The organism is Stenotrophomonas sp. 86428_Sma (genome assembly GCF_056481585.1).
This window is the reverse complement of sequence record NZ_CM151156.1, coordinates 4,930,774-4,942,445: the sequence shown is the minus strand read 5'-3', so window position 1 is coordinate 4,942,445 and position 11,672 is coordinate 4,930,774. Positions and strand designations below refer to the sequence as shown.

The following is an 11,672-nucleotide window of genomic DNA, read 5'->3' as shown; positions in this document are numbered from 1 at the left end:
CAGCAATAATCGTCCGGTGGCCGGGGCATGGACGCGACAAGGCGCCCAAACACAGGCCGGAAAGGGGGGAAATGGATGGCTCAGACTACCACCGAGCGCCCGCCTTCGGAATGCTTGTCCCCTACTTATTCACAAAAACATCCACAGCTATTGCACAGCCCAGTGAATTCGCGTAGCTGCCAGGGGTTGACTTGGGGCGGGGTACCTCTCTAGAATTTCCGGTTCTTTCCGTCCCATTCATACGAGAGGCCCCCAATGGCCACGAAGCGCACCTACCAGCCCAGCAACCTCAAGCGTAAGCGCGACCACGGCTTCCGTGCCCGTATGAAGACCGCTGACGGCCGCAAGATCCTGTCGCGTCGCCGCGCCAAGGGCCGCAAAGTCCTGAGCGCCTGATTGCCATGCCGCACATCGCGGCAGACGCAATCCCTTCGACAGTGAATACTGCAGACCCGCGCAAGCGATTCCCTCGCTCTGCGCGGGTTCGCACGCGTGCCGAATACTCAACGGTCTTCAACGGCGCCCGCCGTGTGTCCGATCCGCTGATGACCCTGCACTGGCTGCCGGCTGACCGGCCGGCCAGGCTGGGTCTGGCGGTTTCCCGCAAGGTTGATCCGAACGCCGTCGGGCGTAACCGGATCAAGCGCGTCCTGCGCGACATCCTGCGTCAGACACGTACCGACATCCAGCCAGGCGACTTTGTCGTCGTGGCTCGAAGTGCTGCGCGTTCCGCCAGCAACGACGAGATCCGCCAGGCCTTCCTGCGCCTGCTGCGTCGCCTGCGTGCATTGCCCACGCCGGGCGTGGACGGCACAATGCCGCCGCCTGATGGCATCGCAACTCCTTCTTTGACCGAGCCGGCATCGCGTCCCGGCCCCGCCGAGCCTGTCCGCTGATGAACCAGACCCGCGTATTCCTCATTTTTGCCTGGCTGATGGTGGCCGTGCTGCTGTGGATGGAGTGGAGCCGTGAAAAGGCTGCTCCGACCCCGGCACCGACGACCACGTCGGCCCCGGCCGCCGCACAGAGCGTTCCGGGCGCAACCCCGGGCGCCATCCCCAGCGCCCAGGTGCCGGGTGCCCCCGGCCAGGCCGCCGTGCAGGCCCAGGCCAGCGCCACCCCGGCCAGCCAGCGCGTGACCGTCACCACCGACGTGCTGCGCCTGGTGCTCGACGGCGGCCGCGTGCTGGATGCCGAGCTGCTGCAGTTCCCGCAGACCAAGGACGAAGGCAGCCCGCCGGTCCGCCTGCTGACCGAAGACCCCGCGCACCCGTACAGCGCGATCAGTGGCTGGGCCAGCGAAGACAAGAACACCCCGGTCCCCGGCGCCGACGGCTTCAAGCTGGTCGGTGACACCAAGGACTTCGTGCTGGCCAAGGGCCAGAACGAGCTGCAGATCCCGTTCGTGTGGACCGCCGACAACGGCGTGACCATCAAGCGCACGCTGACCGTCTCGCGCAACGAGTATGCCGTGCGCTTCAAGGATGAAGTCAGCAACGCCGGCGCCGCGCCGTGGAACGGCTACGTCTACCGCACCCTGGACCGCACCCCGACCATCCTGTCGCGGAGCATGACCAACCCGGATTCCTTCAGCTTCAACGGTGCCACCTGGTACGACAACGACAAGAAGTACCAGCGTCGTGCGTTCAAGGACTACCTGGAAGACGGCACGCTGAACCAGAACATCACCGGCGGCTGGCTGGCGATGCTGCAGCACCACTTCTTCACCGCCTGGATCCCGCAGAAGGACCAGACCGCACACTACGTGCTGTCGCAGGTGGCCGGTCGTGACCTGATCGAAGCGCGTGGTCCGGCCTTCACTGTGGCCCCGGGCCAGTCCACCAGCACCGAAGCCCGCCTGTGGGTCGGCCCGAAGCTGGTCAACCTGATTGCCAAGGAAGACGTGCCGGGCCTGGACCGCGTGGTCGACTACAGCCGCTTCTCGATGATGGCGGTGATCGGCCAGGGCCTGTTCTGGGTGCTGAACCAGGTGCACAAGCTGGTCGGCAACTGGGGCTGGGCGATCGTCGGCCTGGTGGTGCTGCTGAAGCTGGTGCTGTACCCGCTGTCGGCGACCCAGTACAAGAGCGGCGCCAAGATGCGTCGTTTCCAGCCGCGCATCGCGCAGCTGAAGGAACGCTATGGCGATGACCGCCAGAAGTTCCAGACCGCGATGATGGAGCTGTACAAGAAAGAAAAGATCAATCCGATGGGCGGCTGCCTGCCGATCCTCATCCAGATGCCGATCTTCTTCGCCCTGTACTGGGTGCTGGTGGAATCGGTCGAACTGCGCCAGGCGCCCTGGTTCGGCTGGATCCAGGACCTGACCGCACGCGACCCGTACTTCATCCTGCCGGTGATCAACGTGGCGGTGATGTGGTTCACCCAGAAGCTGACCCCGGCACCGGGCATGGACCCGATGCAGCAGAAGATGATGCAGTTCATGCCGCTGGTGTTCGGCGTCATGATGGCCTTCATGCCGTCCGGCCTGGTTCTGTACTGGGTGGTCAACGGCGGCCTGGGCCTGCTGCAGCAGTGGTGGATGACCAAGCGCCATGGCGGCGAGCCGGTCCCGGCCACCACCGCCCCGGCCCCGGTCAAAAAGAAGTAATCCGACCGGCAGGTCGCCGGCTTTGTAGAGTCGACCTTGGTCGACTGCCATTGAGCCCCGACCGACCCGCAGAAGCCCGCCGCAAGGCGGGCTTTTCGCATGCGGCGTTAGAATCGCCGGCACACCGTTCCTCCATCCATCGAGTCCGCCATGCCGCGTGCGTCGTCGTTCCGCCTGTTCCTGCCCTCGCTGTTGTTGACCCTGGTCGTTGCCGGCTGTGGCGACAAGGACGCGAAGGCACCGGTAACCGGCGTGACCCAGCCCAGCGCGCAGGCCGCGGCCGCCGCCGACCCGGCCGCCGCGCCGTTGCTGGCTGCGCTGCAGAAGCAGCTCGACGGTTACCGTCGGATCATCGTGCTGCTGGCCGACGAAGAACAGCAGTCGGCCGCCGACCGCGGCACCTCCACGCGTGTGGGCCAGCAGCTGTTCCATGATGGCCTGGAGCAACGTACGGCCATCGCCGCGCAGTTCGACACCCTGCTGCGCGGTTCCAGTCCGCAGCGCTTCGCCACCCTGGGTACCGTGCTGGACTACATCGAGTCCGCGCCGGAACTGTTCGATGCCGACCGCCTGGCCTTCCGCGAAGTGCTGCGTGATCTGCATGAGCGGGTCGGTACCGATTCGTCGCTGCCGGCGGTGAAGCTGCACCAGCGCATCGGCGAGGACCTGGAGGCGCTCGACGAGATCGAACGCAACTACAACCAGGAACTGACCCGCATCTTCAGCCGCTTCGAGCGCACCCGCGCCATCGAGCTGAAGCGCGAGAAGTGGGACGATTACATCGCGCACCTGCACAAGGACTACAGCCGCGAAGCGATCCTGCGCGACTACGGGGTGATCGAGCCGTACCCGATGTCCATGAAGGACAGCGACCGCGAAATCTTCGGCCGCGACCTGCCGGCCAAGACCGTGGTGCTGACCTTCGACGATGGCCCGCACAAGGCCTACACCGATGAAGTGGTGGCCATCCTCAAGCGCTACGACGTGCCGGGCGTGTTCTTCGAAGTGGGCCGAAACCTGGGCAAGGTCGAGGCCGATGGCAAGGTCAGCCTGGGCCCGATGGCGAAGATCAGCCGCAACCTGATGGAAGAGGGCTATGCGGTCGGCAACCACAGCCTGACCCACGCCCAGCTGTCGCGCACCACCGGGGATGCGCTGCGCCAACAGGTACTCGACACCGACACGCTGCTGAAGGACGTGGACAGCAAGCGCGCGCCGCTGTTCCGCTTCCCGTACGGCGCGCGCAACGCCGAAGGCCTGCAGCTGCTCAACGAGGCCGGGCTGAAGTCGATCATGTGGAACATCGACTCGATGGACTGGGCCGACCCGGTACCGGAGTCGATCGTGCAGCGCGTGCTCGACCAGGTGAACAAGGAACAGCGCGGCATCATCCTGTTCCACGACATCCACGATCGTGCGGTGAAGGCGCTGCCGCAGATCCTCGACCGGCTGATCGCCGATGGCTACCAGTTCGCCGGCTGGAATGGCCGCGACTTCACCGTCGCCCGTGCGCGAAAGGGCGACGCCGGTGCCGCCACCGTCACCACCGGCTACGAGAAGTCGTGGGCGATCGTGGTCGGCATCGACACCTACGCCAAGTGGCCGAAGCTGGAATACGCCAGCCATGATGCTCAGGCAGTGGCCGATACCTTGACCGGGCAGTTCGGCTTCCCGTCCTCGCAGGTGATCGTGCTGAAGAACGAGCAGGCCACCCGCAACAACATCCTGGCCGCCTTCCACGACCGCCTGGCCGATGACCGCACCGGCAAGAACGACCGCGTGTTCGTGTTCTTCGCCGGCCATGGCGCGACCCGCCAGCTCGCCTCCGGGCGCGACCTCGGCTACATCATTCCGGTCGATTCGGATCCGAAGGAATTCGCCACCGACGCGATCGCGATGACCGACATCCAGAACATCGCCGAAAGCATGCAGGCCAAGCATGTGATGTTCGTGATGGATGCCTGCTACAGCGGCCTGGGCCTGACCCGTGGCGGTCCCTCGTCGTCGTCGTTCCTGCGCGAGAACGCGCGACGCAGCGCGCGGCAGATGCTGACCGCCGGTGGTGCCGACCAGCAGGTGGCCGATGCCGGCCCGAACGGCCATTCGGTGTTCACCTGGGTGCTGCTGCAGGCGTTGGCCGGCAAGGGCGACCTCAACGGCGACGGCCTGATCACCGGTACCGAACTGGCCGCCTACGTGGCGCCGGCGGTCTCGGCGGTCTCGCACCAGACCCCGGCCTTCGGCAGCCTGCCCGGTTCGCAGGGCGGCGAGTTCGTGTTCCAGGTGCCGGACAGCCAGGAATTCCTCAACGCCGATACGCGCCAGCTGACCGCCGATGCGATCGCGCTGAACAACAAGGTGGATGCGGCCAGCGAGGCCAAGGGCAGCCAGGCACCGGTAACCGTGGCCGACCTGCAGGGTGGCAAGGCCAAGCTGGTGGTGCCCACCGCCGGCCCGGCGTCCGACCGCCAGCGCGCGCAGCAGGCCAATGACCGTGGCCTGCAGCTGTACCGCGAGAAGCAGTACGACGAAGCAGTAGCCCAGTTCACCGAAGCGCTGAAGCTGCGCCCGGACTTCGCCCAGGCCGCCAACAACCTCGGCTTCGTCTACTACCGCCAGCAGCGCTATGCCGAAGCGGCGCGCTGGCTGGAGAACACACTGAAGATCGACCCCTCGCGCGCCGTGGCCTATCTCAACCTGGGCGACGCCTACTTCAACGCCGGCGACAAGGCCAAGGCCAAACAGGCCTACACCACCTACCTGGCGCTGCAGCCGCAGGGCAGCGGCGCGGCCCAGGCGCGTGCGCAGCTGGAGAAACTCTGAGCCATGAACGACGCGATCCGCACCGACACCATCGTGGCCATCGCCAGTGCGCCCGGCGCCGGCGGTGTCGGCCTGCTGCGCCTGTCCGGCCCGCGCGCTGCAGCGATTGCCAATGCGCTGGGTGCACCTGCACTGCGTCCGCGCCACGCGCACTACGCGCGCCTGCGTGATGCCGACGGCGAGGTCATCGACGATGGCATCGTGCTGTGGTTCCCGGCACCGAACAGCTTCACCGGCGAAGAGGTGGTGGAGCTGCAGGGCCATGGCAGCCCGGTGCTGCTGCAGCAACTGGTCGCGCGCTGCATCGCGCTCGGTGCGCGCCAGGCGCGCCCGGGTGAGTTCAGTGAACGGGCATTCCTCAACGGCAAGCTCGACCTGGCCCAGGCCGAGGCCATCGCCGACCTGATCGCCGCGGGCGACAACCGTGCCGCGCGCGCTGCGCGCCGTTCGCTGGATGGTGTGTTCTCCCGCCGCATCGACGCGGTGGTCGAGCAGTTGGTGCTGCTGCGCATCCATGTGGAAGCAGCGATTGACTTCGCCGACGAACCGCTGGATACGCTTGGTGGGGCACAGGTGCGGCGTGGCCTGGAGCAGGCGCGCGGCGATCTTGCCCTGCTGCGTCGTGATGCCGAGCGCGGCCGTCGCCTGCGCGATGGCCTGCATGCGGTGCTGATCGGGCCACCGAATGCCGGCAAGAGTTCATTGCTCAATGCGCTGGCCGGCAGCGAGCGCGCCATCGTCACCGACATCGCCGGCACCACCCGCGACACCCTGCGCGAGACCATCCGCCTGGACGGCCTGGAGCTGACCCTGGTCGACACCGCGGGCCTGCGTGACGGCGGCGACGCCATCGAACGCGAAGGCATGCGCCGCGCGCACGTGGAAATCGAACGCACCGACCTAGCGCTGATCGTGCTGGATGCGCGCGATCCGGCTGCGGGTGATGCGGCGCTGGGCGATGCCGTGGCGGCGGTGCCGCACAAGGTCTACATCCACAACAAGTCGGACCTGCTGGAGGCGTTGCCGTCGCTGGACGATCCGGACCGCGTGTTCGTCTCGGCCGCCACCGGCGCCGGGCTCGAAGATCTGCATGCGCGCCTGCGCAGCATCGCTTCGGCCGGGGCGGGGGAGCAGGTGGACGGCGAATTCTCTGCGCGCACGCGCCATGTGGATGCGATCGAGCGTGCGCAGGAGCATGCACAGCGCGCCGACAGTGAGCTGGCACATGAGCATCTGGAGCTGGCCGCCGAGGAACTGCGGCTGGCGCATGACGCGCTGGGCGAGATCACCGGGCAGATGAGCGCCGATGACCTGCTGGGAAGGATCTTCTCCAGTTTCTGCATCGGGAAGTAAGCCTTGGTAGTGCCGGCCGCTGGCCGGCAACCCAGCCGAACGAGCTCCTCGGGATCGCTACGGGGTCGGAGCCCCTGCGGGGATCCGACCCCAGGTCCCCCACCTGTCACATTGCCGCCGCATACTGACGCCCATCACATACCGCTTGGGGAAGTCGCAGTGAAGTCGTGGGGTTGTGCGTTGCTGTTGTCGCTGGCCGTGGCACCATCGGTGGCCATGAGTGCTGAATCCTCCACCCCGGCCGCGCACAAGGTGTCGGTCTATGGCCATCGCGGGGCGAGCGCGTTGCTGCCCGAGCACACCCTGGCCGCCTATGCGCAGGCGATCGCCGATGGCGCCGACTACATCGAGCCGGATCTGGTGATGACCAGGGACGGAGTGATGGTGGCCCGCCACGAGAACGAGATCAGCGGCACCACCGACGTCGCTTCGCATCCAGAGTTCGCCAGCCGCCGCACCAGCAAGGTGATCGATGGTCAGAAGGTCGACGGCTGGTTCACCGAAGACTTCACACTGGCCGAGCTGAAGACCCTCTATGCGCGCGAGCGCCTGCCGGAACTGCGCAGCACCGCCTACGACGGGCAGTTCCGCATCGCCAGCCTGGACGAGATCCTGGCCTTCCTGGTGCAGCAGGCCGGGCGTGCCAACCGCGGCATCGGCCTGGTACCGGAGATCAAGCACCCGACCTACTTCCAGTCGATCGGCCTGCCGATGGAAGACAAGCTCCTGACCGCGCTGCGTGGCAATGCCTATACCAATGTCGGCCCGGTCACCATCCAGTCGTTCGAGACCGCCAACCTGCGCTACCTGCGCGGCAAGATCCCGCGCGGCAGCAACATCCGCCTGCTGCAACTGCTGTGGAAGGGCGACACCCAGCCGGCCGACATCGCCAAGGCCGGTGGCAAGCTGACCTACGCGCAGATGATGACGCCGGCAGGACTGAAGGACATCGCCAGCTACGCCGACAGCATCGGCCCGGAACTGCGCTCGATCATTCCGCTGGACGCCAAGGGCGCGCTGAGCACTCCGACCACGCTGGTACAGGACGCACATGCAGTGGGCCTGATGGTGATTCCGTACACCTTCCGTCCGGAGAACCACTTCCAGGCCAGCAACCTGCGCAAGGGCGCCGACAACGCGCGCAATGCAGAGGGGTCGGTTGCCGAGATGCGCGCCTATCTGGCCACCGGCATCGATGCCTTCTTCACCGATGACCCGGCACTGGGCCGGCAGGCGGTGGATGGCATGGGCGCGGCGGGGAATGCGGCGAACTGACCGGCCAATGCCGCCGGGCATGGCCCGGCGCTACCGGATGTGACGGAATGCTCTGGTAGTTGCCAACCTTGGTTGGCATGCAGCGGGAGCGCCGACCAAGGTCGGCCACTACCGGGTCATGAGGTTGCCGGCCAGCGGCCGGCACTACCATCGCTCAGCCGCGCGGCTCGTCCGGCCGGCGGAACGGGATCACCACGTAGTCCTGGCCCTCGCGCGGCTGCCACAGCACCGGCACGCGCTGCGGTGACGGCGGCTCCAGCTCGTCGTCGGCCAGCGGTTCGACGTCTTCTTCTTCGTCTTCCCAGCTGTAGCGCGGGCGCGGCGGCAGCGGGTCGGCGTTGCGGAACAGCAGCGCAGCAATGATGCCGGCGAAGGCGCCGCCCATGTGCGACTGCCAGGACACACCATCGGCGTGCGGCAGGATGGTCATCAGCATGCCGCCGTAGAACAGCATGCCGATCAGGCCGGTGGCGATGGCCGCGCGATCGCGGCGCAGCAGGCCCAGGCTGGCCAGCAGGAACATCAGGCCGTGGGTCACGCCGCTGGCGCCCAGGTGCACGCTGCCCGGATTGCCCAGCATCCACGCGCCGATGCCCGAGCCCAGCCACAGCAGGGGCAGGGCGCGCACGGTGGCTTTCGGGTAGACGCTGCCGGCCAGCGTGCCGAGGATCAGGATCGCGATGCTGTTGGCGGCGATGTGCTCGACCGAGGCATGCAGCATCGGGCCGCCGATCAGGCCAAGCAGACCCTTGGCTTCCAGCGGCGCGACTGCCCACGGTCGCCAGTCGAACGTGCCCTGCAGGGCGAACACGGCCACCAGCACCAGCACGGCGGCCAGGCTGACATTGAACGCCCGCAGGATGCGCGAGCGGTCATTGCGGGGGGCCGGCACGTCGCCAGCGGGCAGGGGCGCGTTGTTGTTCATACCTCAGCAATGGCGGTGGTTGGCGCGAAACCAAGGCCACCGCTGCGGGAGAGTGGAAACGGCCGGCGGGACAATCCCACCGGCCGCGCCATCCAGCGGGTCAGGCTCAGGCCTGGCCTTCGCCTTCCTTCGGCGGGTACTTCAGGCTCAACACCACGGTAGCGGCGATGATCACCGCCACCACGCCCAGCGAGATCGGGGTCGGGATCTTGAACAGGTCGATGATCATCATCTTGATGCCGATGAAGCCCAGCACCAGCGCCAGGCCGTACGGCAGCAGGTGGAAGCGGTCGGCCATGCCGGCCAGCAGGAAGAACATCGCACGCAGGCCCAGCACCGCGAACACATTGGAAGTGAGCACGATGAACGGGTCGGTGGTGATCGCGAAGATCGCCGGGATGCTGTCCACGGCGAAGATCACGTCGGTCACCGCGATCAGGATCAGCACCGCGAACAGCGGGGTGAACCAACGCACGCCGTCGCGCTTCACGCTCATCGCGTTGCCGGCGTAATCCGGCAGCAGGCGCAGGTGCTTGCGCATCCAGCGCAGGGCGGGGTTGGCCTCCAGGTCCGGCTCCTGGCCGGCGGCGAACCACATCTTCCAGCCAGTGAACAGCAGGAAGGCGCCGAACACGTAGAGCAGCCAATGGAACTGGGTGATCAGCACGCTGCCGGCGAAGATCATGACCGTACGCAGCACGATCGCGCCCAGGATGCCGATGATCAGCACCTTCTGGCGCTGCTCCTCCGGCACCGCGAAGTAGCTCATGATCATCAGGAAGACAAAGATGTTGTCGACCGCCAGCGCCTTCTCGACCAGGTAGCCGGTCAGGAATTCGAGGCCGACCTTGTTGGCCACCACCTGGCCCGCGGTCTCATTCAGGTAGTACCAGAGGCCCGCATTGAACAGCAGGGCCAGCGCGACCCAGCCGATGGACCACCACAGGGCCTCCTTGAAGGTGACCTTGTGCGGCCCACCATGGCGCATCAACACGAGGTCGACCAGCAGGGCGATGACCACCACCGCTGCGAAGCCGCCCCACAACCACACGTTACCGATCGTCTGCATTGGGAATGTCCGTTGGAAAGATGAATGCCAGGCCGGACGGCGAGGATCTGCAACGGAGGATCGGGAGGGGGATCCAGGGACAGAGCTTCGCCAGTACGGCGAAGGTCTCGCTCGCAGTTCCAGTCGGCTGGAACTGCCGTTGCACCGGAGCCTGCGGGCTCGAAATGACGGCGACAACGTCTGGGAGCTACTCCCCTTCTGGCGCCGATTCTGCGGCCTGGCCGGGCTGCCGTCAAATGCCGGGCGGCCGGGGCCCCCGCTCTGGTAGGTGCCAACCTTGGTTGGCACGCCGGCCGGCCCGCCCTGGTAGGTGCCAACCTTGGTTGGCACGCCTTGCCCGGGCCGTTCAGCAACGCCCGTCGCGCCAGCTCGACTCTACGAAAGCGCCCCCCGGCTACAATAGGTGGATGAATACCCCCCTTCCGATTGTCCGCCTCAAGAATGCGTGGCGTTCCAGCCACCCGTGGATCTTCCAGAAACTGGTCGAGAAGCCGACCGTCCGGCCCAAGCCCGGTTCCATCGTCGACGTGGTCGGCGTGGACGGGGAGTTCATCGGCCGCGGGTTCTACAACGGGCACTCGCGCATTGCCGTGCGCATCCTCGAAACCGACCAGAACGTGCCGGTGGATGCCGGCTGGTTCTCGCGCAAGATCGCCCAGGCGGTGTCGCTGCGCCGTGAGGTGCTGAAGCTCGACGCGGTGTCCGACGCCTGGCGCGTGGTGCACAGTGAGGGCGATGGCTTGTCCGGCCTGGTGGTGGACCGCTACGGCGATCTGGTGGTGGTCGAATTCTTCGCCGCCGGTATGTTCCGCCACCGCGAGTGGATCTACGACGCCCTGCGCGAGCAGTTCCCGGGCTGCCGCTTCCACAGCTTCGCCGACGAGCACGTGCAGAAGCAGGAAAGCTTCGACTTCCACGGCAACACCACCACCGAAGCGGCGGTGATCACCGAGTACGGCATCAAGTTCCGCGCTGACCCGGCCGGTGCGCACAAGACCGGCTTCTTTGCCGACCAGCGCGAGAACCGCGAGTGGCTGAGCCAGCAGGTGGAAGGCAAGAGCGTGCTCGACCTGTGCTGCAACACCGGCGGTTTCGCCGTGTACGCGGCGGCGCGTGGTGCCACTGAAGTGGTCGGCATCGACATCGATGAAGACGTCATCCAGATCGCCAAGGGCAATTCGCGCCTGAACAACGTGCGCCCGAAGTTCGTCCAGTCCGACATCTTCCCGTGGCTGCGCGACGCCGCCAACCGCGGTGAGCAGTACGACGTGGTGATCCTGGACCCGGCGAAGATGACCCGCGACCGCGACCAGGTGATCACTGCGCTGAAGAAGTACCTGGACATGAACAAGCTGGCGCTGGGCGTGGTGAAGCCGGGCGGCCTGTTCGCCACGTTCTCCTGCACCGGCCTGGTGGCCGAGGACCAGTTCCTCGACATGCTGCGCCGCGCGGCCTATTTCTCCGGCCGCACGATCCAGATCCTGAAGGTGGCCGGCGCCGGCCCGGATCATCCGTTCATGGCCCACGTGCAGGAATCGCGTTACCTCAAGGCCGTGTTCTGCCGCGTGGTGGACTGATTTCCAGATGCAGAGTCGAGCGATGCTCGACTCGCGGTG

General features: G+C 66.6%; 9 protein-coding genes. 7 read left to right on the top strand and 2 right to left on the bottom strand.

All coding sequences use genetic code 11. From position 1 onward, the window contains the following. Positions 1-255 precede the first annotated feature (255 nt). The 6 genes from rpmH (at position 256) to ACZK3J_RS22580 (ending at position 8,062) form a co-directional block, all read left to right on the top strand. Positions 256-396, top strand: a complete 141-nt coding sequence (rpmH, locus tag ACZK3J_RS22605; RefSeq protein ID WP_005411729.1) for a 50S ribosomal protein L34 — start codon at positions 256-258, stop codon at positions 394-396. A 5-nt stretch (positions 397-401) separates the two neighbouring features. After that, positions 402-896, top strand: coding sequence for a ribonuclease P protein component (rnpA, locus tag ACZK3J_RS22600; RefSeq protein WP_021203275.1), 495 nt, complete (start codon positions 402-404; stop codon positions 894-896). Then, entirely contained in the window at positions 896-2,611 is a 1,716-nt protein-coding gene (gene yidC / locus ACZK3J_RS22595; RefSeq protein ID WP_049399025.1) for a membrane protein insertase YidC, read from the top strand. The genes rnpA and yidC overlap by 1 nt, the downstream gene beginning before the upstream one ends. Before the next feature lie 150 nt (positions 2,612-2,761). Further along, on the top strand, positions 2,762-5,434 hold the full coding sequence (locus ACZK3J_RS22590; protein ID WP_329914123.1) for a polysaccharide deacetylase family protein: 2,673 nt from the start codon (positions 2,762-2,764) through the stop codon (positions 5,432-5,434). A 3-nt stretch (positions 5,435-5,437) separates the two neighbouring features. Continuing rightward, positions 5,438-6,787: a tRNA uridine-5-carboxymethylaminomethyl(34) synthesis GTPase MnmE gene (gene mnmE, locus ACZK3J_RS22585; protein ID WP_478476267.1), complete on the top strand. Its 1,350-nt coding sequence runs from the start codon at positions 5,438-5,440 to the stop codon at positions 6,785-6,787. Between the two features lie 159 nt (positions 6,788-6,946). Beyond that, positions 6,947-8,062: a glycerophosphodiester phosphodiesterase gene (locus ACZK3J_RS22580; RefSeq protein WP_414577315.1), complete on the top strand. Its 1,116-nt coding sequence runs from the start codon at positions 6,947-6,949 to the stop codon at positions 8,060-8,062. 154 nt (positions 8,063-8,216) lie between these two features. On the opposite strand, the gene ACZK3J_RS22575 is transcribed toward ACZK3J_RS22580, so the two are convergent. Both ACZK3J_RS22575 and ACZK3J_RS22570 read right to left on the bottom strand, forming a co-directional pair. Next, positions 8,217-8,987, bottom strand: a complete 771-nt coding sequence (locus ACZK3J_RS22575) for a rhomboid family intramembrane serine protease (RefSeq protein WP_049400340.1) — start codon at positions 8,985-8,987, stop codon at positions 8,217-8,219. Between the two features lie 106 nt (positions 8,988-9,093). Beyond that, the gene (locus tag ACZK3J_RS22570) at positions 9,094-10,056 is read right to left on the bottom strand and encodes a TerC family protein (RefSeq protein ID WP_164090401.1); all 963 of its coding nucleotides are present in this window, start codon (positions 10,054-10,056) and stop codon (positions 9,094-9,096) included. A gap of 407 nt (positions 10,057-10,463) precedes the next feature. On the opposite strand from ACZK3J_RS22570, the gene ACZK3J_RS22565 reads away from it, so the two are divergent. Then, the gene (locus tag ACZK3J_RS22565; RefSeq protein ID WP_049400342.1) at positions 10,464-11,633 is read left to right on the top strand and encodes a class I SAM-dependent rRNA methyltransferase; all 1,170 of its coding nucleotides are present in this window, start codon (positions 10,464-10,466) and stop codon (positions 11,631-11,633) included. Positions 11,634-11,672 lie beyond the last annotated feature (39 nt).

Bases quoted from the DNA above. Each gene is read 5' to 3' on its own strand.
- rpmH (WP_005411729.1), top strand. From the start codon at position 256: ATGGCCACGAAGCGCACCTACCAGCCCAGCAACCTCAAGCGTAAGCGC.
- rnpA (WP_021203275.1), top strand. From the start codon at position 402: ATGCCGCACATCGCGGCAGACGCAATCCCTTCGACAGTGAATACTGCA.
- yidC (WP_049399025.1), top strand. From the start codon at position 896: ATGAACCAGACCCGCGTATTCCTCATTTTTGCCTGGCTGATGGTGGCC.
- ACZK3J_RS22590 (WP_329914123.1), top strand. From the start codon at position 2,762: ATGCCGCGTGCGTCGTCGTTCCGCCTGTTCCTGCCCTCGCTGTTGTTG.
- mnmE (WP_478476267.1), top strand. From the start codon at position 5,438: ATGAACGACGCGATCCGCACCGACACCATCGTGGCCATCGCCAGTGCG.
- ACZK3J_RS22575 (WP_049400340.1), bottom strand. From the start codon at position 8,987: ATGAACAACAACGCGCCCCTGCCCGCTGGCGACGTGCCGGCCCCCCGC.
- ACZK3J_RS22570 (WP_164090401.1), bottom strand. From the start codon at position 10,056: ATGCAGACGATCGGTAACGTGTGGTTGTGGGGCGGCTTCGCAGCGGTG.
- ACZK3J_RS22565 (WP_049400342.1), top strand. From the start codon at position 10,464: ATGAATACCCCCCTTCCGATTGTCCGCCTCAAGAATGCGTGGCGTTCC.